Annotated in this window: 18 protein-coding genes; 11 read left to right on the top strand and 7 right to left on the bottom strand. The window is 69.8% G+C overall.

The features are described 5' to 3' along the window. The first annotated feature begins 4 nt into the window (after positions 1–4). The 7 genes from AC2IPW_RS00315 (at position 5) to AC2IPW_RS00285 (ending at position 8773) form a co-directional block, all read left to right on the top strand. Positions 5–652 (top strand): potassium-transporting ATPase subunit C, encoded by a 648-nt coding sequence (locus tag AC2IPW_RS00315; protein ID WP_486375989.1) that lies wholly within the window; start codon positions 5–7, stop codon positions 650–652. A 7-nt stretch (positions 653–659) separates the two neighbouring features. Beyond that, a complete protein-coding gene (locus AC2IPW_RS00310) occupies positions 660–3191 on the top strand; it encodes a sensor histidine kinase (protein WP_486375988.1) in 2532 nt (843 codons plus the stop codon). After that, positions 3188–3868, top strand: coding sequence for a response regulator (locus tag AC2IPW_RS00305; protein WP_003936590.1), 681 nt, complete (start codon positions 3188–3190; stop codon positions 3866–3868). Before AC2IPW_RS00310 ends, AC2IPW_RS00305 begins: the two co-directional genes overlap by 4 nt. Before the next feature lie 118 nt (positions 3869–3986). After that, positions 3987–7286, top strand: coding sequence for a bifunctional lysylphosphatidylglycerol synthetase/lysine--tRNA ligase LysX (gene lysX / locus AC2IPW_RS00300; RefSeq protein ID WP_486375987.1), 3300 nt, complete (start codon positions 3987–3989; stop codon positions 7284–7286). Between the two features lie 67 nt (positions 7287–7353). Then, a complete protein-coding gene (locus AC2IPW_RS00295) occupies positions 7354–7953 on the top strand; it encodes a histidine phosphatase family protein (RefSeq protein WP_054370878.1) in 600 nt (199 codons plus the stop codon). Between the two features lie 181 nt (positions 7954–8134). Then, positions 8135–8479, top strand: a complete 345-nt coding sequence (locus tag AC2IPW_RS00290; protein ID WP_003936593.1) for a YtxH domain-containing protein — start codon at positions 8135–8137, stop codon at positions 8477–8479. A 138-nt stretch (positions 8480–8617) separates the two neighbouring features. Next, complete coding sequence (locus AC2IPW_RS00285; RefSeq protein ID WP_003936594.1) at positions 8618–8773, top strand: hypothetical protein; 156 nt, start codon at positions 8618–8620, stop codon at positions 8771–8773. 2 nt (positions 8774–8775) lie between these two features. Here the strand turns inward: AC2IPW_RS00285 and AC2IPW_RS00280 are convergent, their stop codons facing one another. Next, complete coding sequence (locus tag AC2IPW_RS00280; protein WP_486375986.1) at positions 8776–9132, bottom strand: hypothetical protein; 357 nt, start codon at positions 9130–9132, stop codon at positions 8776–8778. A gap of 66 nt (positions 9133–9198) precedes the next feature. Between AC2IPW_RS00280 and AC2IPW_RS00275 the strand changes: the two genes are divergently transcribed. Continuing rightward, positions 9199–9756 carry a helix-turn-helix domain-containing protein gene (locus tag AC2IPW_RS00275; RefSeq protein ID WP_371384516.1) on the top strand — a complete coding sequence of 186 codons (558 nt, stop codon included), beginning with the start codon at positions 9199–9201 and terminating at the stop codon, positions 9754–9756. Positions 9757–9769: 13 nt separating this feature from the next. Here AC2IPW_RS00275 and AC2IPW_RS00270 read toward each other — a convergent pair whose 3' ends face one another. Beyond that, positions 9770–10063, bottom strand: a complete 294-nt coding sequence (locus AC2IPW_RS00270; protein ID WP_054370876.1) for a putative quinol monooxygenase — start codon at positions 10061–10063, stop codon at positions 9770–9772. 62 nt (positions 10064–10125) lie between these two features. Here AC2IPW_RS00270 and AC2IPW_RS00265 point away from each other — a divergent pair, with 62 nt between their 5' ends. After that, entirely contained in the window at positions 10126–11040 is a 915-nt protein-coding gene (locus AC2IPW_RS00265) for an SDR family NAD(P)-dependent oxidoreductase (RefSeq protein WP_003936598.1), read from the top strand. Positions 11041–11080: 40 nt separating this feature from the next. Here AC2IPW_RS00265 and AC2IPW_RS00260 read toward each other — a convergent pair whose 3' ends face one another. The 5 genes from AC2IPW_RS00260 to AC2IPW_RS00240 all read right to left on the bottom strand — a co-directional run bounded on the left by AC2IPW_RS00260 (position 11081) and on the right by AC2IPW_RS00240 (position 19906). Continuing rightward, positions 11081–11992 (bottom strand): cutinase family protein, encoded by a 912-nt coding sequence (locus tag AC2IPW_RS00260; protein WP_486375985.1) that lies wholly within the window; start codon positions 11990–11992, stop codon positions 11081–11083. 94 nt (positions 11993–12086) lie between these two features. Beyond that, positions 12087–12860, bottom strand: coding sequence for a YncE family protein (locus tag AC2IPW_RS00255; RefSeq protein WP_486375984.1), 774 nt, complete (start codon positions 12858–12860; stop codon positions 12087–12089). Between the two features lie 134 nt (positions 12861–12994). Further along, positions 12995–14446, bottom strand: a complete 1452-nt coding sequence (locus AC2IPW_RS00250) for a glutamate synthase subunit beta (protein ID WP_450120493.1) — start codon at positions 14444–14446, stop codon at positions 12995–12997. Beyond that, positions 14439–19034, bottom strand: a complete 4596-nt coding sequence (gltB, locus tag AC2IPW_RS00245) for a glutamate synthase large subunit (RefSeq protein WP_486375983.1) — start codon at positions 19032–19034, stop codon at positions 14439–14441. Before gltB ends, AC2IPW_RS00250 begins: the two co-directional genes overlap by 8 nt. A 320-nt stretch (positions 19035–19354) precedes the next feature. Continuing rightward, on the bottom strand, positions 19355–19906 hold the full coding sequence (locus AC2IPW_RS00240) for a TetR/AcrR family transcriptional regulator (RefSeq protein ID WP_003936603.1): 552 nt from the start codon (positions 19904–19906) through the stop codon (positions 19355–19357). 55 nt (positions 19907–19961) lie between these two features. Here AC2IPW_RS00240 and AC2IPW_RS00235 point away from each other — a divergent pair, with 55 nt between their 5' ends. Next, on the top strand, positions 19962–20990 hold the full coding sequence (locus AC2IPW_RS00235; RefSeq protein WP_486375982.1) for an FAD-dependent monooxygenase: 1029 nt from the start codon (positions 19962–19964) through the stop codon (positions 20988–20990). A gap of 125 nt (positions 20991–21115) precedes the next feature. Continuing rightward, positions 21116–22762, top strand: coding sequence for an acetolactate synthase (locus tag AC2IPW_RS00230; RefSeq protein WP_003936605.1), 1647 nt, complete (start codon positions 21116–21118; stop codon positions 22760–22762). Positions 22763–23207 lie beyond the last annotated feature (445 nt).

Genomic DNA, 23207 nt, shown 5'->3' with positions numbered 1-23207 from the left:
CGCCATGCATGTGATGACCTTTCTGCGGCAACTCCGGGTAGGGATGGTGGTACTGCTCCTTCTCACCGCCGTCGTCGGTGTCGCCTATCCGGCGGCGGTGTGGGCGATCAGCCGTCTCGGCGCGTCCGGCGCCGAGGGCTCGTCGCTGACCGATGCGAACGGTTGCGTGGTCGGCAGCCGTCTGATCGGCGTGGATCCGCAGGTACCACGCGGTGAGCCCGACCCCTTCTTCCACCTGCGCGTGGTGGGATCCGTCGCCGACGGTGATGCCTTCACCCCGGGCGATCCGGCCGCCGCGCTGCCGTCCAACCAGGGCCCGAGCAGTGAGGTGCTCGCGCGCTTCGTCGAGGAGCGACGGGCGGTGATCGCCGCCCGCGAGGGGGTGTCTGTACGGGATGTGCCGGTCGACGCGATCACCGGGCCCGGTTCCGGTGTCGACCCCCACATCTCCCCTGCCTACGCGGCGATACAGGTGTCGCGGGTCGCACGGGTGACGGGACTCGGTGAAGAGCGGGTGCGGGAATTGGTTGCCGAACACACCGACGGCCGACAGTTCGGATTCCTCGGCACCGAACGGGTGAACGTGCCTGAATTGAACGTCGCTCTCGGGCTCACGGCACCGGGCTGCACCGGAGGACCGATCGGCGGATGATGGCCCCGTGAACTCGACCTCGGACGCAGCCGTCCCCGCCTCGCCACGGCGGGGACGGCTCCGGATCTATCTCGGCGCCGCCCCCGGGGCCGGCAAGACCTTCGCCATGCTGGGCGAGGCCCATCGGCGGATCGCCCGAGGTACCGACGTGGTGGTGGCGATCGTGAACACGCACGGGCGTGCACGCACCACCGAGCAGCTGGCCGGCCTCGAGATCGTCCCGCCACGGCGGATGACATACCGCGACACCGTGTTCGACGAACTCGACCTCGACGCCGTGCTGGCCCGCCGGCCGGCGGTCGCCCTCGTCGACGAGCTCGCCCACACCAACGTGCCGGGCAGCCGAAACCCCAAGCGCTGGCAGGATGTCGAGGAACTGCTCGACGCGGGTATCGACGTCCTGTCCACGGTCAACATCCAGCACCTCGAGTCCCTCAACGACGTCGTCGAACAGATCACCGGCGTGGTACAACGCGAGACCGTGCCCGACGACGTCGTACGGAGTGCCGACCAGGTCGAGCTCGTCGACATCACCCCGCAGGCGCTGCAGCGGCGTCTCGCGCACGGCAACGTCTACGCGCCGGAGAAGGTCGACGCCGCGCTGCGCAACTACTTCCGCGAAGGCAACCTGACCGCCCTGCGCGAGATCGCCCTGCTGTGGCTTGCCGATCAGGTCGACCTCGCGCTCGCGAAGTACCGCGGCGAACACGCCATCACCGACACGTGGGAGGCCCGCGAGCGGGTCGTCGTCGCCGTCACCGGCGGGCCCGAATCGGAGACCCTGGTGCGCCGGGCCAGCCGCATCGCCGCCAAGGCGAGCGCGGAGCTGATGGTCGTGCACGTCGTCCGCGGCGACGGCCTCACCGGTGTCTCGGCGCCGCAGATGGGGAAGGTCCGGACCCTCGCCGCGAGTCTGGGCGCCAGCCTGCACAGCGTCGTCGGCGACGACGTGCCCACCACGCTGCTCGACTTCGCGCGGGAGGTGAACGCAACCCAGCTCGTGCTCGGCACGTCGCGGCGCGCGCGGTGGGCACGCATCCTCGACGAGGGCATCGGGGCGGCGGTCGTCCGCGACTCCGGCAAGATCGACGTGCACATGGTGACCCACGAGCACACGGCCCGGGGGCCGAAGATGGCGCTGCTGGGCCGCCACGATCGGCGACTGCAGTCCTGGATCGCGGCAGTCGTCATCCCCCTCGTCGCGACCGCGCTGATGGCCGTGATCGACCGCCTCACCGGGGTAGCCGGCCAGAACGCGTTGTTCTTCGTCGTCGTGCTGGCCGTCGCGCTGTTCGGCGGAATCGGTCCGGCCGTCGTCGCAGCCCTGCTGTCCGGCCTGCTGCTCAACTTCTTCTTCACCGAACCGCGGTACAGCTTCACCATTGCCGAACCGGACAACTTCGTCACCACCGTCGTGCTGCTCGTCGTCGCCGTGGCGGTCGCCGCGCTGGTCGACGCCGCCGCGGCCCGGGCCCGCGAGGCGCGGCTCGCCGCCCAGGAGGCCGAACTGCTCGCCCTGTTCGCCGGCGCTGTGCTGCGCGGCGCGAACGTCCATGGCCTGCTCGACAAGGTCCGCGAAACCTACGGGCAGTCCGGCGTCGCGATCCTGCGTTCCGAGAACGGCCACCGCCACGTCGTCGACCGCACCGGAACCACCCCGCCCGGCTCCGTCGACGAGGCCGATACCGTGTGCGAGATCGACGACGGCCGATTCGCGCTGCTGCTGTCCGGCCCAGGATTGCGACCCCGCGACCGCCGGATCCTCACCGCGGTCACCGGGCAGATCGCCGGGCTGATCCGCCAGGACGAACTCACCGCCGAAGCGGGGAAAGCTGCGGCCCTGGCCGAAACCGACCGTCTGCGGCGGCTGTTGCTGTCGGCGGTGGGCCACGACCTGCGCACCCCGCTCGCCGCCGTCAAGGCCGCCGTGTCCAGTCTGCGCAGCACCGACGTCCAATTCTCCCCCGAGGACACCGCGGAACTGCTCGCGACGATCGAGGAATCCACCGACCAGCTCACCGCCCTCGTATCGAACCTGCTCGACTCCTCCCGGCTCGCCGCCGGGGTCGTCACGCCCGTCCTGCAGCCGCTCTACCTCGACGAGGTGCTGCACCGGGCCGTGGTCACACTCACGAGCGGCGGGTCCGACGCCGCCCGCCGGGTGCGGGAACGACTCGAGGTCGACGTCGGCGACACGATGATCGAGGCGGACAGCGGACTGCTCGAACGAGTCCTGGCCAACCTTCTCGACAATGCCCTGCGTTACGCACCCACCGGTCCGATCCGGGTCGGTGCCGTCACTTCCGGCGACCGCACCACCGTCACCATCGCGGACTGCGGCCCCGGATTCGGAGACGCCGGCAACGTCTTCCCCCGAACCGGGGACCACCGCAGCAGCGGCGGGGCCGGGCTCGGGATGAGCGTCGCGCGAGGATTCGCCGAAGCGATGGGCGGAACCGTCACCACCACCGAGACGCCCGGCGGCGGGACGACCATGGTCGTCGAACTCGCGTCCGCTCGGCCGCGGGTGCCGCGATGACCCGCATACTCGTCGTCGACGACGAACCTCAGATCCTGCGTGCATTGCGCATCAACCTCACCGCCCGGGGGTACGAGGTGATCACCGCCGGCGACGGACGCTCCGCCCTGCGGGCCGCCGCCCAGCAGCGTCCCGATGTGATCGTCCTCGACCTCGGACTGCCCGACCTCGACGGGATCGAGGTGCTCGCCGGGCTGCACGGCTGGTGCACGGCCCCGGTCATCGTCCTCTCGGCACGCACCGATGCCCTCGACAAGGTCGCCGCACTCGATGCCGGGGCCGACGACTACGTCACGAAGCCGTTCGGGATGGAGGAGTTCCTTGCCCGCATCCGCGCCGCGGCCCGCCGAGCCGGCACCATCTCGGGCACGACCGAACCGACGATCGACACCGACGACTTCACCGTCGACCTCGCCGCGAAGAAGGTCACTCGCGACGGCGCACCGGTTCACCTGACTCCCACCGAGTGGGGGATGCTCGAGGTACTGGTGCGCAACCGCGGAAAGCTCGTCGGTCAGCGAGAACTGCTCGAAGAGGTGTGGGGACCGTCCTACACCACCCAGACCCATTACCTACGGGTGTATCTCACGCAGCTGCGGCGCAAACTCGAGCCGGACCCTGCCCATCCCCGGCATCTGCTCACCGAACCGGGGATGGGATACCGCTTCGAACCTTGAGACAGACTGCACGAGACGACGCCGACGGTCCGAGCGCCAGGGCGGGTAGCACGACGGATTCACACCGAATTGTCGGTTCCGAGCAGCACGAGGTCCTGTGCGGCGCTACCGTCGACGCATGTCAGCGGACGTTGCTGCGGCACCTGCGGCGCACCCCCACCTGTCTGCCCGGCCCCGCGGCCGCCTGAACTCGGTCCCGCACGTGGCGGGCCTGACCCTCGGGATCTTCGCCTTCGCGGTGGCACTGTGGTCCATCTCCCCCACCCTGCGCTACTTCGTCCACACCCCACGCGAATACGTCGACACCTACCTGTTCGACGCTCCCGACACCAGCCTGTCGTATGCACTGGTGCTCGGTCTGCTCGCGGCGGCCCTGGCCAGCCGCAAGCGGATCGCATGGTGGATCCTCACCGTGTACCTGGCCGGATTCGCGATCTACAACGGGTACGTGGCGGTGTCGGAGCGCGACATCGACGCGGCGATCGCTCTCGTGGTACAGGTCGCGGTGGTGGGGATCCTGCTCGCGGCGTACCCGGAGTTCTACACGCGGGTCCGGCGCGGCGCGGTGTGGAAATCGCTGGGTGTCCTCGTCGCCGGCCTGGCCGCCGGGACCCTGATCGGGTGGGGCCTGGTGGAACTGTTTCCCGGCACCCTGCCGCCCGACGAGCGGTTGCTGTGGGCGGTCAACCGGGTCACCGCCCTGTCCCTGCTCGACAACGATCAGTTCAGCGGGCGCCCACACGGATTGGTCAACACCCTGCTCGGCCTGCTGGGGGCGCTGGCGCTGATCGCGGCCGTGATCGTGCTGTTCCGGTCGCAACGGGCGACCAACGCGCTGACCGGGAACGACGAGTCCGCCATCCGGGGGCTGCTCGAGCGGAACGGCGACGATTCGCTGGGCTACTTCGCGACCCGCCGCGACAAGGCGGTGGTCTTCGCGCCCAGCGGTAAGGCCGCGGTGACCTACCGCGTGGAGGTCGGCGTGTGTCTCGCCAGTGGCGATCCCATCGGAAATCCGGAGGCGTGGCCGCACGCAATCGACGAGTGGCTCGCGCTCGCCCGGGGATACGGCTGGGCTCCGGCGGTGATGGGGGCGAGCGAGGCCGGTGCCACCGCCTATCGCCGGGCCGGTCTGACGGTCCTGCAACTGGGTGACGAGGCCGTTCTCCACACCACGGGGTTCTCGCTGTCCGGCCGGGAGATGCGGCCCGTACGCCAAGCGGTGACGCGTGCGCACAAGCAGGGCGTGACGGTGCGCATCCGCCGGCACCGGGATGTTCCGGAGGCCGAAATGGCGCAGGCGATACGCCTTTCCGACGACTGGCGCGACACCGAGACCGAACGCGGATTCTCGATGGCGCTCGGGCGGCTCGGTGATCCGCTCGACGGGCAGTGCCTGCTCGTGGAGGCGACGGTCCACGGCGAGGTGGTGGCGTTGCTGTCCCTCGTCCCGTGGGGAGCCGACGGCGTGTCGCTCGACCTGATGCGGCGGAATCCGCAGGCCCCCAACGGCGTCGTGGAGATGATGGTCTCGGAACTCGCCGCCCACGGCGGCGAATTCGGGATCACCCGGATCTCGTTGAACTTCGCGGTGTTCCGCTCGGTGTTCGAGGAGGGCGCACGGATCGGCGCCGGTCCGGTGCTGCGGCTGTGGCGTTCGGTACTGGTGTTCTTCTCCCGCTGGTGGCAACTCGAGGCGCTGTACCGATCGAACGTGAAGTACCAGCCCGAGTGGGTGCCCCGGTTCCTGTGCTTCGCGGACAACCGGGTGCTGCCCCGGGTCGGGATCGCGTCGGCGATCGCCGAGGGCTTCCTCACGTTGCCCAGCTTCGGCCGGGAGCGGAGCGCCCGCCGCCACACCGGAACCCAGACGTCCGCTCCTCCGGCGCTCGTCGAGACCGGCATGCTGCGGGAGGACGGCAGCACCCCCGCCGCCCTGCCGGCGCCGGAGTCGCGCACCGGCCCCCGCCGTCCGGAGCAGGTGCGGGTGCGGATGGCGAAGCTCGAACGGCTCGTCGAGATGGGCGTCGACCCGTATCCGGTGGCGAACCCGCCGTCGCACACCTGCGCGGCGGCCCTGGCCGCCCCCGAGGGCACCGCAGTGCGGATCGCCGGTCGTATCCTGCGGCTCCGCGACTTCGGCGGCGTGCTGTTCGCGGTGGTGCGGGACTGGTCGGGGGACGTGCAGATCCTGGTCGACCGCAGCCGCGTCGGCAGGCGTCGGTTCGTGTTCGACCTCGGCGACCTCGTCGAGGTGAGTGGGGTGACGGGCCGCAGCCGCAGCGGCGAGCTCTCGGTGCTCGCGGAGGACTGGCGGCTCGACGGCAAGTGCCTGCACCCGCTGCCCGACAAGTGGCGCGGCCTGACCGATCCGGAGGCCCGGGTGCGGCAGCGGTACGTCGACCTCGCGATCAACCGCACCGCGCGCCGGTTGCTCGCGGCCCGCAGCGCGGTGGTGCGGTCGCTGCGCGATGAGCTGCAGGCGCGGGGCTACCTCGAGGTGGAGACCCCGATCCTGCAGCCCGTGCACGGCGGCGCCAACGCGGCCCCCTTCACCACCCACATCAACGCCTACGACCTCGACCTGTACCTGCGGATCGCACCCGAGCTGTACCTCAAACGTCTGTGTGTGGCAGGCATGGAACGGGTCTTCGAAATCGGCCGGGTGTTCCGCAACGAGGGTGCGGACTTCAAGCACAACCCGGAGTTCACCATTCTCGAGGCCTACGAGGCACACGCGAACTACGAGGTCATGCGGGTGCTGGCCCGCGAGCTGATCCAGGCCGCGGCCGTCGCGGCACACGGACGTGAGGTGATCGTCCGGCCCGGCCCCGACGGGACGCCCGTCGAGGTCGACATCTCCGGCGAGTGGCCGGTGAAGACGTTCCACGGGGCGGTCTCGGAGGCGCTCGGCACCGAGATCGACGCGCAGACCCCCGTCGAGGAGTTGCGCCGGCTGTGCGACGAGCACGAGATCCCGTACAACCCCGAGTGGGATGCCGGTGCGACGGCGCAGGAGATGTACGAGCACCTCGTCGAATCCCGCACCGAGTTCCCCACCTTCTACACCGACTTCCCCACGTCGGTCTCCCCGCTCACCCGCCCGCACCCCACCAAAGAGCTCGTCGCCGCCAAGTGGGACCTCGTCGCGTGGGGAATCGAGCTGGGGACGGCGTACAGCGAACTGACCGACCCGATCGATCAGCGGGCGCGGCTCACCGAGCAGTCGCTGCTCGCCGCGGGGGGCGACGAGGAGGCGATGGAACTCGACGAGGACTTCCTGCAGGCGCTCGAGCACGCCATGCCGCCCACCGGGGGTCTCGGGATGGGGGTCGACCGGATCGTCATGCTGATCACGGGCGGCAGCATCCGCGAGTCCCTCGCCTTCCCCCTCGCCAAGCCCCGCGCACGGCGGTGAGTGCCGGTTTCACGTGAAACACCGGGCCGACCGAGCGCGCGATCGGTCGCCGTGCGATCGTGGTGACGTGCAGCTTCTCCTGATTCGACACGCCCTACCCGAGATCTCCCGGGTCAGCGAGGGACGCGCCGACCCGTCGCTGACCGACGAGGGCCGCGCGCAGGCCGCGCGGCTGCCCGCCGCACTCGAGCCCTACCGGATCGCGCGGGTGTTCAGCAGCCCGCAACGCCGCGCCCTGGAGACCGCCGCGCCACTCGCCGAGGCCCGTGGGCTCCCCGTCACCCAGCTCGAGGGCCTGGCGGAGTACGACTACCACCTCGACCACTACATTCCGTTCCACCTCGCGCAGGAACTCGCCCCGGATGCCGTAGCACGCATCCGCGCAGGTCACCTACCCGACTTCGTGGATGCGGACGAATTCCGCACCCGCGTGCTCGCCGCCACCGAGCACATTGTCGACACCTGCGCGCACGACGACACCGTCGCCGTGTTCGTTCACGGCGGTGTCGTCAACGTTCTGCTCCAGGACCTGCTCGGACTCGACCGGCCGCTGATGTTCCCCATCGAGTACACGTCGGTGACCCGCATCCTCGTCTCCCGCACCGGTGCCCGGCGGGCGGCCTCGGTCAACGAGACCGGGCACGTGCGCGACATGCTGCGCGTCTGATCCGTTCGCTGTAACCGGTGTGAACCGGCTCGGATCCGGGTATCGGTACGACGTGGGCGGAACCGCGACGAGGCGGCCGCCGCGAGGGCGTAGCAGCCGGGCGGTAGGTAGCCGTCGGGCCGCGACCACCGCCCGGCGTCGACGACGCCGGGCCCCGAGATTCGACGAGCAGGAGATTGCCATGATGAGAGCTCTGACCTTCGCCGCCGGTGCCGCCTTGGGCTTCGTGCTGGGCACCAGGGCCGGGCGTGAGACCTACGAGAAGATGCGCGATCAGTCCGTTCAGCTGTGGAACAAGCCCGAGGTGCAGCAGAAGGTCACCGAAGCGAAGGAGACCGTGCAGGAGAAGGCGCCCCAGGTACAGGAGAAGGCCGGTGACCTGGCGAAGAAGGCCGCCGAGAAGGCGAACATCTCGGGTGGCGGCAACATGGCTCCCGACGCCGCCGGGGGCGGACCGGCTGTGACTCCCCCGGCCGCGGGCGCACCGATCGTCCCGCCTCCGACCGAGGGCAAGCACTCCCTCTAGCGCCCGGACGCATACCGGTCCGGGGCCGCATCGGGTGAGTTCCGGTGCGGCACCGCCGGGTGTACTCGCGTACGGGCACACCGAGCCCACGCAGGCGGGGCGACCGGCCCGCCTTACACCATCGATTCAGGAGGCGACATGACCCGACCCGACGGCGACGGCGACCCTGCCACCGCAGACACCGACAGCGGCTCCCGAGGTGCCGACGACGACGTCCTGTCCGATCCGGCCGAGTGGGCCGGGGAAGGCGGTGCCACCGACGAGGGCCCGTCCACCGACGTCGAGAACGGGTGAGATCAGGCGCGCGCCGCGCGGGTTCGCAGCCGCTCGGCCCACCGCTCGGCGTCGTCCACGCCGATGACCAGGGCGTCGCGCTTGTGCCCCGATAGTTCGATGCGCAGGGCGGGCTGCCCGCGCCGCACGGCGACGAGTTCGTTGCGACCCCGCGCGCGCCAGGTGCCGATCTTGCGGACGCCCGGCAGCCCGAGCCCGGGAGCGCGCATTCCTCGCGTCGCGGCGAGACCGTCGACGTGGACCTCGACGTCTCGGACGGCATCCAGGGGGACGTCGACGTCGCGGATCAGTCCCGCGATCTTCTCGAAGCGCGTGAAGCGCAGTGTCAGGGTTCCGTGGTCGATGCTGAGCGTCGTCATGACTCTCATTGTTCTCATTGTTGAGAACAATGTCAATCATGAGAGCATTGACGCGTGGGAGGAGACATGACCACCGCGGAACTGTTGTTGCATCCTGTGCGCCTGCGGATCGTCCAGGCACTGCTCGGCGACCGCACCGCCACCACCGCGCAGCTACGTGCCCTCGTCGACGACGTCCCCGCCGCCACCCTCTACCGGCAGATCGCGACCCTCACCGGTGCCGGAGTCCTCGAAGTCGTCGCGCAGCGCCGCGTCCGCGGCGCGGTCGAACGCACCTACCGTCTCGTTGCCGAACGCGCGCACATAGACGGACAGGAGGCGGCGGCGATGAGCACCGAGGACCATCGGCGCGCCTTTCTCGCCTTCACCGCGCAGCTGCTCGCCGACTTCGACGCGTACCTCGACGACCCGGCGCGGCGGGATTTGGCCGAGGACGTCGTCGGATACCGGCAGGCAGCCCTCGATCTGAGCGACGAGGAGGCTCTCGCCCTGGTCACCGAGATGCGGCAGTTGCTGACGCGCTACCTCGAGCTGGGGCCCGGTCCGGGCCGGCGCCGACGACTGCTGAGCACCGTCGTCGTACCGGCCCGCGACGTGTCGGGCCAGGAATCCGGGGAGCGATGACCGGCCGGCGCGGCTACGCGACGGCCGTGAGCGGATGGATCACCGGAGCGGACGCGAGATGCTCCCCCACCGTCGCCAGGGCGGACGTGACATGTCGGGAGGTCATGTGTGCGTCGAGCGCCTCCTGACCCGACCAGACCTCGACCGTCACGAATGTGCCGGGCGCCGAGCCGGATTCGAACAGCTCGTACGAGACGCAGCCGTCCTCGTCGCGGCTCGCCGCGGCCAGCGCCACCAGCGCGCCGCGCACCGCGTCCTCCGAACCGGGCTTCGCCGGAATGGTTGCCACCACACGCAGTTCCGTCATTGCTCGACGGTACCGCGTGCGGTTGCCGTGCACGAGCGGCTCGGACGAGGAAGATGTAGCCCATGAGATCGCGGCTCGCGGAGATGCGTCGATGGCGCGCAGGGACGGTGGTACATCAGCGTCTGCACGACCTGACCGGGACGCTCGTCGTGGTCACCGGGGCGGGCAGCGGCATCGGCCGCGCGACGGCCCGGGCGTTCTCCGACGCGGGAGCGATCGTCGTGGTCGCCGACCGCAACGTCGACACCGCCCGCGAGACCGCCGAGATGCTCAACGCGCCCGTCCCCGGCGGCGGCGGCTCGCGAGCGGTCTTCGGTGGCGGCGCGCACGCCTACGAACTCGACGTCGCCGACGAGGAGCAGGTGCGGCGGTTCGCCGCGACGGTCCGTTCCCAGCACGGCGTGCCGGACGTGGTCGTCAACAACGCCGGGATCGGCGTGATCGGCACGTTCACCGCCACACCGCAGCAGACATTCGAGCACGTCATGGACGTCAACTTCTGGGGCGTGGTGTACGGGTGCCGGGCGTTCGGAGACCAGATGCTCGAGCGCGGCACCGGGGGTCACATCGTCAATGTCGCCTCGGCGGCGGCGTTCACCCCGCAGAAGAGACTCGTCGCCTACTCGACGAGCAAGGCCGCGGTCCTGATGTTCACCGAGTGCCTGCGGGCCGAACTGATGGTCCACGGGATCGGCGTGAGCGCGATCTGTCCGGGGCTCGTGGGCACGAACCTGGTTCCCGGTGCCGAGATGGTGGGCCTCGGCGTACCGGAGCAGCGCACGCTCCGCGAGCGGGTCACGGCGCTGTACCGCACGCGCAGCTACCCGCCGTACAAGGTCGGCGAGGCGATCGTCGCCGCGGTGCGGCACAACCGCGCGCTGGTGACCGTGACGCCGGAAGCGAAGACCCTGCGGTGGGTGAGCCGGCTCGCCCCGGAGGCGATGCGATTCGGTGCTCGCTTCGAACCGAACACCTGAGCCTCGCGCGTGACCGTGCGTCCCGGCTCGCGACGCACCGTCAGACCTTGGACGCCAGCCAGTTCCGCAGCCACGTCGTCGCCGAGATGCCGTTCGGCTCGACGGCGTAATTCGTGTAGTCCTGGTGGATCTGCGACTCGTAGAACTGTCGGATCTTGATCTCGCGCTCGTCGTTGGCCTGCTCGGTGAGCTGGGACTGCAGGATGGGCAGCCCGCCCGCGCTCATCAGGTCCAGGTAGATCGCGTCGGCCTCGGCACGGTACCGGTCGATGGCGGACGGGTCGCCCCCGGAGGCCATCGCGAGGAAACCCGCAGCGCGGGTGACGAAATCGTCCTTGGGTGTCGAGCAGTACAGGTCGCCCACGGCGCAGAAGGTGCGGACGTCGCCGCTGACGAACCCGAATCCGCCGATGCGGGGACCGCCGGCGCCGTTACCCGCGACGGGCGGTCCGATCAGGATGTCCGCCTCGGACCGACGGGGGTCGGAGAGCAGGCCGACCGCGGCGAGCCGATGCGGCGGGACCACACCGAAACCGGTGCCGATCTCGGCAGCGAGATCGCCGGCCGCGTCGGCGCCCTGGCTGTAGCCGACGAGCGCGAACCGTGCCTCGGGACACGCGGCCGCGGTGGCGGCAATGATCCCGCGGGCATTGTCGACGGCCTGCTGCCGCGACACGCCGTAGACGTCGCCCTCCCACGGGAAGGCCGTCGCGGCGTACCGGACGTAGTCGACCCGGGTCCCGGCGGGAAGTCCGGAGGTGACCGCCGCAAGCATGCCGTTGCCTCGCTGCGGTGCGGGCGTGTTCGAGGTTTCCCACGTGCCCGGCACGGCGACGACCTGGAGCGACGGGCACCCGGCCGGATCTGCCTGGACCGCAGGAGCCGACACCACCGACCCCACTACGGTGGCCGCGGCGACCGCCACCAGCGTCAATGCACTTCTCAGCCTCACCGCAGCCCCCTGAGGTCTCCTGCCGATCTCGACGTCGTCACGAAATGATGCACATGCAATATGACACAGAGATGAACGAGACGGGAGACCTTCTTTACTCCCGCAGGACGGTCACCGCTCCCCCACCGATGTTGGTGACGAACACGTTCCCCGCCCCGTAGTCGACTGCCGTCCCCACGGTGCCGCGATCGACGACCCGTTGCAGCTGCCCCGGACGGTCCACGACGGTCACCGCCGAATCCCCGATGTTGGTGACGAAGACGTTGCCGGTCAACGGATCCGTGACCACGACACCGGGAGGCAGCACCTCCGGCGGCAGCGGACCGGCCGCCGCATCGTGGTCCGCGATCGTCACTTGTCCGGCACCGATGTTCGTCACGTAGACACCGTCCGTCCCGGCGTCGAGCGTGAGTTCCGGGGTGAGATCCGCGAGCGGTGAGGCCGCCGGACTCGGCGCAGCCGGGGGCGGACCCGCCAGGACCCGGTCACGGTCGACAGTCACCGTACCGACGCCGAGGTTGGTGACCGCGACGTTGCCGTTACCGCCCTCCACGCGCATCTCGACCGGTGCTCCGGACGGCGTCGCAGCGGCGGCCGGGCGCGGCGGCACGGACACGGTCACGCCCCCAGGCCCCAGGTTGGTGATGCACGAATTACCCGCTCCCCCATCGACTCCGAGGACCCGAAGGCCGTCGTACCCGACCACGGGCGGCGCCTGCGGAACGCCGTCGACGGTCACGGCACCGCCGACGTTGCGCACACACTCGCCGGGGACCTGCGCGCCGGCAGGGGCGGCACCCAGGGCCGCCACGGTGCCGGCGCCGAGGATGCCCGCCGCAAGTGATCGTCTCGTGATGCGGTGACCCATGCGCACGACCATAACGCGCGAACCGTCCCGAACGGACGAAACGGGAAGGGCGCGCCCACCGGATTTCCGGCGGACGCGCCCCGAGCGCTCAGCGCTGCCGCAATCGAGCGCTCAGCGCTGCCACACTCGAGCGCTCAGCGCTGCGGCATCGTGGTGGTGGTGATCGGCGAAGGGAGCACCGTTGCGCCCTCGAGGTACCGATCGACCGCCGCCGCGCAGGAACGACCCTCCGCGATGGCCCACACGATGAGCGACTGACCACGGCCCATGTCACCGGCGACGAAGACGCCGTCGACGTTGGTGGCCCACTCCGTCGAGCGGGCGACGTTGCCGCGCTCGTTGAGGTCCACGCCGAGGTCGGTGAGCAGGCCCGGCTTCTCGGGGCCGACGAAGCCCATGGCCAGGAGCACCAGGTCGGCTTCGAGCTCGAAGTCGGTCCCGTCGACCTTCTCGAAGCGGCCGTTCACCATCTGCACCTCGTGCGCCTTCAGGGCGGCAACCTTGCCGTCCTTGCCGACGAATTCCTCGGTGTTGACGGAGAACACGCGCTCGCCGCCCTCCTCGTGCGCGGAGGACACCCGGTACATCAGCGGGTAGGTCGGCCACGGCGTCGATTCGGCGCGCTCCTCCGGCGGGCGCGGCATGATCTCGAACTGGTGCACGCTGGCCGCGCCCTGACGGTGCGAGGTACCGAGGCAGTCGGCGCCGGTGTCACCGCCACCGATGATGACGACCTTCTTGCCCTTCGCCGTGATGGTCGGCTCCGGCAGGTCGCCGAGCTGCACCCGGTTGGCGATCGGCAGGAACTCCATCGCCTGGTGGATGCCGTCGAGCTCACGCCCCGGAATCGGCAGGTCACGAGCCTCGGTGGCACCACCGGCGAGCACGACCGCGTCGAACTGCTCGCGCAGCTGATCGGCGGTGATGTCGACACCGACGTTCACGCCCGTCTCGAAGACGGTTCCCTCGGCCTCCATCTGCGCCAGACGGCGATCGATGACGGCCTTCTCCATCTTGAACTCGGGGATGCCGTAGCGCAGGAGACCACCGATGCGGTCCTCGCGCTCGAACACGGTCACCGCGTGGCCGGCGCGGGTGAGCTGCTGCGCCGCAGCCAGACCCGCTGGACCGGAGCCGACGACCGCGACCTTCCGGCCCGTCAGCTTCGACGGCATGACCGGTGCGACCCAGCCCTCGTCGAAGGCCTTCTCGATGAGCTCGACCTCGACCTGCTTGATGGTCACCGGATCCTGATTGATGCCCAGGACGCAGGAGGCCTCACACGGCGCGGGGCACAGCCGGCCGGTGAACTCCGGGAAGTTGTTGGTGGCGTGCAGACGTTCGATGCCGTCGTCCCATTTGCCCTTGTAGGCAAGGTCGTTCCACTCGGGAATCAGGTTTCCGAGAGGACAACCGTTGTGGCAGAACGGGATACCGCAGTCCATGCAGCGGCTGGCCTGGACCTGGAGGGTGTCGAGCGGGAACGGCTCGTACACCTCCTTCCAGTCGAGCAGCCGCAGCGGAACGGGCCGGCGAACCGGCGTCTCCCGCGAGCCGTGCTTGAGGAAGCCGCTTGGATCACCCACGAGCGGCCTCCATGATCGCCTCGTCCACGTTCGCGCCTCGAATCTCGGCGTCCTTGATAGCCATGAGTACCTTCTTGTAATCGCGAGGCATGACCTTCGCGAAGTGGCTGACCTGCTGCGACCAGTCGGCCAGGATGCGGGCTGCAACCTCGGAGCCCGTTTCGTCACGATGGCGCTCGATGGCGCCCTTGAGCCAGAGGAAGTCCTCGCCCTCGAGGTCCTCGAGGTCGACCAGCTCGGTGTTCAGGTTCGCCTCGAAGTCGCGGTCCGGGTTGTACACGAACGCGACGCCGCCCGACATGCCGGCGCCGAAGTTGCGGCCGGTCTTGCCCAGGATGACGACCTTGCCACCGGTCATGTACTCGCAGCCGTGGTCGCCGACACCCTCGACGACGGCCGTGGCACCCGAGTTACGTACCGCGAACCGCTCACCCGCCACGCCGCGGATGAGGGCCTCGCCACTGGTGGCACCGAACAGGATCACGTTGCCGGCGACGATGTTGTCCTCGGCGACGAAGCCCAGCGCCGCGTTGAGCGGCGGGCGGACGACGATCCGACCGCCGGACAGGCCCTTGCCGACGAAGTCGTTGGCGTCGCCGAACAGCCGCAGCGTGATGCCCTTGGGCACGAACGCGCCGAAGCTGTTGCCGGCCGAACCGGTGAACGTGATGTCGATCGTATTGTCCGGCAAACCTTCCCCGCCGTACACCTTGGTGAGCTCGTGACCGAGCATGGTGCCGACGGTGCGGTTGACGTTGGCGATCTTGGTCTCGATCGTCACCGGCGTACCCGACTCGAGAGCCGGCCGAGCCTGGGTGATGAGCTCGTTGTCGAGCGCCTTGTCCAGCGCGTGGTCCTGTTCCTTGGTGCAGTGCAGGTCCTGCTCGCAGAAGATCGGCGAACGAGTCTGCTCGAGCAGCGGCGACAGGTCCAGCTTCGAGGCACGGTAGTGGTCGACGGCCTTGGTGGTGTCGAGCATGTCGACACGCCCGATCGCCTCGTCGAGGGTGCGGAAGCCCATCTCGGCCAGGTACTCGCGCACCTCTTCGGCGACGTAGAGCATGAAGTTCTCGACGAACTCCGGCTTGCCGGTGAATCGCTTGCGCAGCACCGGATTCTGCGTTGCCACACCCACCGGGCAGGTGTCGAGATGGCACACGCGCATCATGATGCAACCGGACACCACCAGCGGAGCGGTGGCGAAACCGAATTCCTCACCGCCGAGCAGGGCGGCGACGACGACGTCGCGGCCGGTCTTCATCTGCCCGTCCACCTGCACGACGATGCGGTCGCGCAGACCGTTGAGCAGCAGCGTCTGCTGCGTCTCGGCGAGACCGAGCTCCCACGGCGCACCCGCGTGCTTGAGCGAGGTCAGCGGGGACGCGCCGGTGCCGCCGTCGTGACCGGAGATCAGCACCACGTCGGCATGCGCCTTCGACACGCCCGCGGCGACGGTGCCGACGCCGATCTCGGAGACCAGCTTCACGTGGATGCGGGCCTGCGGGTTGGCGTTCTTCAGGTCGTGGATCAGCTGCGCGAGATCCTCGATCGAGTAGATGTCGTGGTGCGGCGGGGGCGAGATCAGACCCACACCCGGCGTCGAGCCACGCACCTCGGCGACCCACGGGTACACCTTGTGCGGCGGCAGCTGGCCACCCTCACCCGGCTTGGCGCCCTGCGCCATCTTGATCTGGATGTCGGTGCAGTTGGTCAGGTAGTGCGCGGTGACACCGAACCGGCCGGAGGCGACCTGCTTGATCGCCGAGCGCCGCCAGTCACCGTTCTCGTCGGGGGTGAAGCGGTCCGGATGTTCGCCGCCCTCACCGGAGTTCGAGCGGCCGCCGAGACGGTTCATCGCGATCGCGAGGGTCTCGTGTGCCTCCGCGGAGATCGAGCCGTAGCTCATCGCGCCCGTCGAGAACCGCTTGACGATCTCGCTGGCCGGCTCGACCTCCTCGAGCGGCACCGCCGGGCGCTCTCCCGTACGGAACTGGAACAGGCCGCGCAGCGACGCGAGCCGCTCCGACTGGTCGTCGACGAGCTTGGTGTACTCCTTGAAGATCGAGTACTGCCCGGTGCGGGTGGCGTGCTGGAGCTTGAACACCGTGTCCGGGTTGAACAGGTGGTACTCGCCCTCCCGGCGCCACTGGTACTCGCCGCCGACCTCGAGCTCGCGGTGGGCGTGCTCGGAGGGACGGTCCATGAAGGCGAGCGAGTGCCGGGCGGCGACGTCCTGGGCGATCTCGTCGAGGCCGATGCCGCCGAGCTGCGACTGCATCCCGGTGAAGTACTCGTCGACGATCTCCTGCGACAGGCCGATCACCTGGAACAGCTGCGCACCGGTGTAGGAGGCGAGGGTGGAGATGCCCATCTTGGACATCACCTTGAGCACGCCCTTGGACGCGGCCTTGATGTAGTTCGCGAGGGCTTTGTCGAGGGTGATGCCGTCCGGCAGGTCGCCGTTCTGCAGCAGCTCGTCGATGGTCTCGAAGGCCATGTACGGATTCACCACGGCCGCACCGAAACCGCACAGCGCGGCGATGTGGTGCACCTCGCGGGCGTCGCCGGCCTCGACCAGCAGCCCCACCTTGGTGCGGGTCTTCTCGCGGACGAGGTGGTGGTGCACCGCCGAGGTGAGCAGCAGCGACGGGATCGGGGCGAGGTTCTCGTCGGACTCCCGGTCCGAGAGCACGATCAGGCGAGCGCCCTTGTCGATGGCCTCGGAGACCTGGGCGCGGATGTTCTCGAGCGCGCGGCGCAGACCCTCGCCGCCCTCGGCGACGGGGTACAGACCGCGGACGATGACGCTGTTGAAGCCGGGGAACTTTCCGTCGTCGTTGACGTGGATCAGCTTCTGCAGGTCGTCGTTGTCGATGACCGGGGCCGAGATCAGGATCTGCCGGCACGATTCGGCGGTGGGATTCAGCAGGTCGCCCTCGGGGCCGAGCATGCCGCCGAGGCTGGTGACGACCTCTTCGCGGATCGCGTCGAGCGGCGGGTTGGTGACCTGCGCGAACAACTGCGAGAAGTAGTCGAAGAGCATGCGCGGACGCGAGGAGAGCACCGCGATGGGAGTGTCGGTGCCCATCGAACCGAGCGCCTCACCACCCGTCGCCGCCATCGGCTTGACGAGCAGGTTGACCTCTTCGCTGGTGTACCCGAACACCTGCTGCCGCAGCACGACCCGCTCGTGCGACATGTAGGTGTACTTGCTCTCGGGCAGATCCTCGAGCCGGGCGATGCCCTGGTCGATCCACTCCTGGTAGGGGTGCTCGGCGGCGAGGGCGCTCTTGATCTCCTCGTCGTCGATGATGCGGCCCTGCGAGGTGTCGACGAGGAACATGCGGCCGGGCTGCATGCGCAGCTTGCGCACGACCTTCTGCGGCTCGATGTCGAGCACGCCCACCTCGGAGGCCATGACGACGAGGCCGTCCTCGGTGACCCACACCCGCGACGGGCGCAGGCCGTTGCGGTCGAGGACGGCGCCGACGACGGTGCCGTCGGTGAAGCACACCGACGCCGGGCCGTCCCACGGCTCCATCAGTGCCGCGTGGTACTCGTAGAACGCGCGGCGGGCCGGGTCCATGGACTCGTGCCGCTCCCACGCCTCGGGGATCATCATGAGCACGGCGTGCGGCAGGCTGCGGCCGCCGAGGTGCAGGAGCTCGAGCACCTCGTCGAAGCGGGCGGTGTCGGACGCGCCCTCGGTGCAGACCGGGAAGATCTTGTCGAGCTTCTCCCGGCCGCCGAACACGTCGGAATCGATGAGCGCCTCGCGGGCACGCATCCAGTTGGCGTTGCCGGTGACGGTGTTGATCTCGCCGTTGTGGGCGACGCGGCGGAACGGGTGCGCCAGCGGCCACGACGGGAAGGTGTTGGTGGAGAAGCGCGAGTGCACCAGGCCCAGTGCCGACTCGACGCGCTCGTCCTGCAGATCGCGGTAGAAGCCCTCGAGCTGCGGCGTGGTGAGCATGCCCTTGTACACGAAGGTCGACGCCGAGAGGCTGGGGAAGTACACGGTCTCGCTGCCGGGGCCGTCCTGGCCGGCGCCCTTGCTGCCGAGCTCGTGCTCGGTGCGCTTGCGGACCACGTAGGCCCGGCGCTCGAGGTCGAGTCCGCCGAGGGTGCGGTCGGGCGAGGTGAGGAAGATCTGACGGAAGCTCGGCATGGCCTGCTTCGCCAGCGTGCCCAGGTCGGAGGGATCGACGGGAACCTCGCGCCAGCCGAGGACCTGCAGGCCCTCCTCGGCGACGATCGCGTCGACGGCGGCGACGGCTTCGTCGGCAGCCTTCTCGTCCTGGGGCAGGAACGCGATACCGGTGGCGTAGAAGCCGGCCGGCGGCAGGTCGAAGTCGACGACCTCACGGAGGTAGCGGTCCGGAACCTGGATGAGGATGCCGGCACCGTCGCCGGTGTTCGACTCGGAACCCGCGGCACCGCGGTGCTCGAGGTTCACCAGCGCGGTGATCGCTTTCTCCACGATGTCCCGGCTGCGGCGACCATGCATGTCGACGACGAATGCGACACCACAGGCGTCGTGCTCGTTCGCCGGGTGGTAGAGCCCTTGCGGCCCGGGAAGATGCTTCATACCTAGCCTTCGTTGCGTTTGACTGCAGCGACGACCAGCAGCGCTGATGGCCATCTACTTGCGTGAGCAAGTACCGACACCTGGTGGATCGGCACCGATCACCGTTCAGTATCCGCCCTTCCGCGACGATGCGGGTGCCATTTTTAGGCAGCTCGGGCCGGATCTCCCGGTCGGCTTGGACGTCGTGTGTCCACCGTGTTGCATACAACGATATGTCAGCCGCTGGGGGACGACGCAACCAAGGCTATCCTATCCATCCCTAACGACCCGGTGACCGCCCGTTAACACGCGGTTGACGCAGGCCCATGCGGCACCCGGCGTCACCGCAGCGCGCGCACCAGCCGGCGGAGGTCGTCGCGCGGGTCGGAATCCGCATTCTCCGAGGTCAGCCGGTGCAGGATCATCCCGTCGAGGTGGTCGGCGAGGATGCGTGACCCGCCGGCGGGATCCGCGGAGCCGAGAGCGGCGAGCACCGTGAGCCCCATGCCCTGCAGTTCGTCGCGCCGTCGCTGCACGGACCGTCGCAGCGACGGCGAGGCGGTGGCCTCGACGAACAGGGCGAACCGGGCCCGGGTACGCAGTGCATCGGGACCTGTCGCGAACATCACGTATCCCGCGAGCACGTCGACGAGTTCGTCCTCGGTGCGCGGGAGGTTTCCACCCCCCAGGGCGGCGATGTCGGACCGGTCGCGCTCGACGAGACGGTCGAGGACGCCCTCGAGCAGGGCGCGGCGCGTGCGGAAGTAGTTCGAGGTGGAACCGGCCGGCGCGCCGGCGACCGCGTCGACGCCGCGATGGGTGAGCCCGCGCAACCCCTCCCGGCCGAGCAGCTCGATCGCGGCGTCGAGGACCGCGGCACGTTTGTCGGTCACCTCTCGACACTACAACAGTAGTGACACGGCACTACATCCGTAGTAGATTGACATCATGACCAGCAGCAACAGCGGAAAGGCCGCGGTCCTCGGCGGAGGCATCGGTGGGCTCACCGCAGCGAACGCACTCGTCCGGCGGGGCTGGCACGTCGACGTGTTCGAGCGCTCCCCCGCGTTGCCGGCCACCGGGACAGCACTGGGGATGTGGCCGGCCGCACTCGACGCTCTCGCTTCGGCAGGGCTCGCCGGCGCCGTCGAGCTCCGTGGCGTCGCCCTGGACCGCGGCGCGATCGTCCGGCCCGACGGACGCCCGCTCGCGACGATGCGCACCCGGCGGCCGGCCGTACTGCTCTCGCGACCGGCACTGCTGGGTCTGCTCGCCGCGAGTCTGCCCGGCGAGGTGCTGCGGCTCGGCCGGCCCGCCCCGCCACTGACCGAGCTCGGCGGCTACGACGTCGTGATCGGCGCGGACGGCCTGGGCAGCCAGACCCGCGACACACTCTTCGGCCCGGGTCACCGGCCCGTCCACGCGGGCCTCGCGGCCTGGCGCGGCTGGGTCGACGGCACCGCGGACACCGCGACCGAAACATGGGGCGCGGGCGCACTCTTCGGGATCACTCCCCGCGAGGGCGGCCTGATCAACTGGTTCGCCGCGGTCCGCGCGCCCGTCGGCACCACCGGCGGCGCCGACGACCTCGCCGCCCGGTTCGGCGAGTGGCATCCGGCCGTGCGCGACGTACTCGACCGTCTGGACCCCGCAACCGTGCTCCACCACGAGATCTACCAGTCCCCGCCGCTGCCGTCGTACGTGCGCGGCAACGTCGCGCTGCTCGGCGACGCCGCCCATGCCATGACGCCCAATCTCGGCCGCGGCGCCTGCGAGGCGATCGTCGACGCGGCCACCCTCGCGGAGCTGCTCGCCCGGTTCGAGGTGCCCGAAGCGCTCGTCCGCTACGACCGGGCGCGGCGCCGCACCACCCGGCTCCTCGTGCGGGCGTCGTACGCCGCGAGCCGGGTGGCGACCGCCGAACGCGGGACGGCCCTGCGCGACGCCGTGCTGCGACTCGCGCCGCCGCGGACGTGACACTCCGTCGGCGTCATTGTATCCACCTGTACTACAACGCTTTTCGATACGTGTTCGCGGTCCGGCGCGGACGGAGTTCACCGAACCCGCCCCACGGCACTGCCCGCACCCGTACCCTTCGCGCCATGAGCCCGGACCTCGAGGGCCACGGCGGCGACCACGCCGCTGCGGTGGCCCGCGCCCACGGTGTCGAGACGATGTTCACCCTTTCCGGCGCGCACGTGTTCCCCCTGTACGACGCCGCCGTCAAAGGCGCGGCACGCATGCGGTTGATCGACGTGCGACACGAGCAGACCGCGGTGTTCGCCGCGGAGGCCACGGGCAAGCTCCTCCGGCACCCCGGACTGGCCGTGCTCACCGCCGGGCCCGGAGTGACGAACGGTGTCAGTGCCGTCACCCAGGCGTACTTCGCGGGTTCACCGCTGGTCGTGCTCGGCGGCCGCGCACCCAACGCCCGCTGGGGCACGGGCAGCCTGCAGGAACTCGACCAGCCGCCGCTGCTGTCCACCGTCACCAAGCTGTCCGAGACGGCGAGGACGCTGGACCGCGTGGGTCCACTGGTCGACGAGGCGTTCGGTACGGCCCGCGCGTCGCACCGGGGGCCGGCATTCGTGGACGTGCCGATGGACGAACTGTTCGGACGTGCCACGCTGCCGTCGCCGTCGCCGCCGACCGTGGTCCGGCTCGAGCCCGATTCCGAGGCACAGGCGGAGATCGCCGCCCTGCTCGCCGGGGCGCAGCGGCCGTTGCTCGTGCTGGGCACCGACGTGTGGGCCGATCACGCCGAGGAGGCGGCGCTGCGGTTCGTCGACGAGGTCGGGATCCCGGTGATCACCAACGGCATGGGCCGGGGCGTGGTCCCCGGTGGGCACCCACTACTCGTCACCAAGGCCCGCGGCACCGCGGTGGGGACCTGCGATCTGGCGATCGTCGTGGGCACGCCGCTGGACTTCCGCCTCGGCTACGGCCGGTTCGGTGGACGCGACGGCGCGCCCGCGGCCCGGGTGGTGCACGTGGCCGACTCACCGGGGCAGGTGTCGGCACACGCCGAACTCGCCGCCTCGGTATCCGGCGATCTCACGGCCTGCCTCGACGGCATCCTCTCGGCGCTGCCCTCGCGTCCGGACACGGACGCCTGGGTGCGGGGCCTGCGCGAGGAAGCGACGGCCGCCGCTCAGCGCGACGCGACCCTTCTGGCTGCCGACACCGACCCGATCCACCCGGCCCGGATCTACGGGGAACTGCTGCCGCGGCTGGCCGACGACGCCGTGGTCATCGGGGACGGTGGCGACTTCGTGTCGTTCGCGGGCAAGTTCGTCGAACCGAAGCGGCCCGGCCAGTGGCTCGATCCCGGGCCGTACGGATGTCTGGGCGCCGGGCTCGGCGCGGCCGTCGCGGCGCGCGTGGCACGGCCGGCGAGTCAGGTGGTGCTGTTGCTCGGCGACGGCGCGGCCGGGCTGTCCCTGATGGACCTCGACACCCTGGTGCGGCACGAACTGCCCGTGGTGATCGTGGTGGGCAACAACTCGGCGTGGGGGCTGGAGAAGGGCCCGATGCAGCTGCTGTACGGCTACGACGTGGCCGCCGACCTGGCACCCGGCACGCGGTACGACCTGGTGGCGACGGCGCTGGGCGCGGGCGGCGAGCTGGTGACGGATCCGCGGGAGCTCGGTCCGGCGCTGGACCGGGCATTCGCGTCCGGGGTGCCGTACCTGGTGAACGTGCTGACGGACGTCGCTGCGGCGTATCCGCGGGGCACCACCGGAATCTGAGCGCGGGCGAAACCTGTGGGCCGGGCTGTGGACAACTTCGAGGTCGGCCACAGCGGCGGTGAGCGGACGGATTCCGCGTCCAGCGGGAGGTTGTCGTCGAACCCACTCGGCCGATGCCGCGAGATCCTCCCTCTCGGCTCACAGCAGGCTGCGGGGCGTCTCGCGGATCCGTCGACATCCCCGTCCCCACGGGAAAGTGACAACCCCACAAATAACAACTGACCGCAGCGAGTAAATCAGCTGCGGTCAGCGGTATCGAAAGGGTAACAGGCAGTTGTTAGGGTACGGAAACAAAAGTTCCGTGAAGTGAGTCACAGCAGGTTTGACCCTGGCCGACACCGGGAACCGTCCCGTGGACAGTTGCGCGGAGACGTCCGTCACGTAACGACTGATTGAACACTCAACTATCTGGGAAAACGTCCCGAATCGGGCAGAACAGACCGTG

The organism is Rhodococcus sp. NS-SX18 (assembly GCF_057367935.1).
Note: the sequence above shows the minus strand (reverse complement) of the source record. Positions and strands in the feature narration are given on the sequence as shown.

Excerpts from the sequence above, each read along its gene's own strand:
- AC2IPW_RS00280 (WP_486375986.1), bottom strand. The coding sequence starts at position 9,132 with ATGACGACGCTCAGCATCGACCACGGAACCCTGACACTGCGCTTCACG.
- AC2IPW_RS00255 (WP_486375984.1), bottom strand. The coding sequence starts at position 12,860 with ATGGGTCACCGCATCACGAGACGATCACTTGCGGCGGGCATCCTCGGC.
- AC2IPW_RS00235 (WP_486375982.1), top strand. The coding sequence starts at position 19,962 with ATGACCAGCAGCAACAGCGGAAAGGCCGCGGTCCTCGGCGGAGGCATC.
- AC2IPW_RS00265 (WP_003936598.1), top strand. The coding sequence starts at position 10,126 with ATGAGATCGCGGCTCGCGGAGATGCGTCGATGGCGCGCAGGGACGGTG.
- AC2IPW_RS00270 (WP_054370876.1), bottom strand. The coding sequence starts at position 10,063 with ATGACGGAACTGCGTGTGGTGGCAACCATTCCGGCGAAGCCCGGTTCG.
- lysX (WP_486375987.1), top strand. The coding sequence starts at position 3,987 with ATGTCAGCGGACGTTGCTGCGGCACCTGCGGCGCACCCCCACCTGTCT.
- AC2IPW_RS00315 (WP_486375989.1), top strand. The coding sequence starts at position 5 with ATGCATGTGATGACCTTTCTGCGGCAACTCCGGGTAGGGATGGTGGTA.
- AC2IPW_RS00275 (WP_371384516.1), top strand. The coding sequence starts at position 9,199 with ATGACCACCGCGGAACTGTTGTTGCATCCTGTGCGCCTGCGGATCGTC.
- AC2IPW_RS00305 (WP_003936590.1), top strand. The coding sequence starts at position 3,188 with ATGACCCGCATACTCGTCGTCGACGACGAACCTCAGATCCTGCGTGCA.
- AC2IPW_RS00285 (WP_003936594.1), top strand. The coding sequence starts at position 8,618 with ATGACCCGACCCGACGGCGACGGCGACCCTGCCACCGCAGACACCGAC.
- gltB (WP_486375983.1), bottom strand. The coding sequence starts at position 19,034 with ATGAAGCATCTTCCCGGGCCGCAAGGGCTCTACCACCCGGCGAACGAG.
- AC2IPW_RS00230 (WP_003936605.1), top strand. The coding sequence starts at position 21,116 with ATGAGCCCGGACCTCGAGGGCCACGGCGGCGACCACGCCGCTGCGGTG.
- AC2IPW_RS00290 (WP_003936593.1), top strand. The coding sequence starts at position 8,135 with ATGATGAGAGCTCTGACCTTCGCCGCCGGTGCCGCCTTGGGCTTCGTG.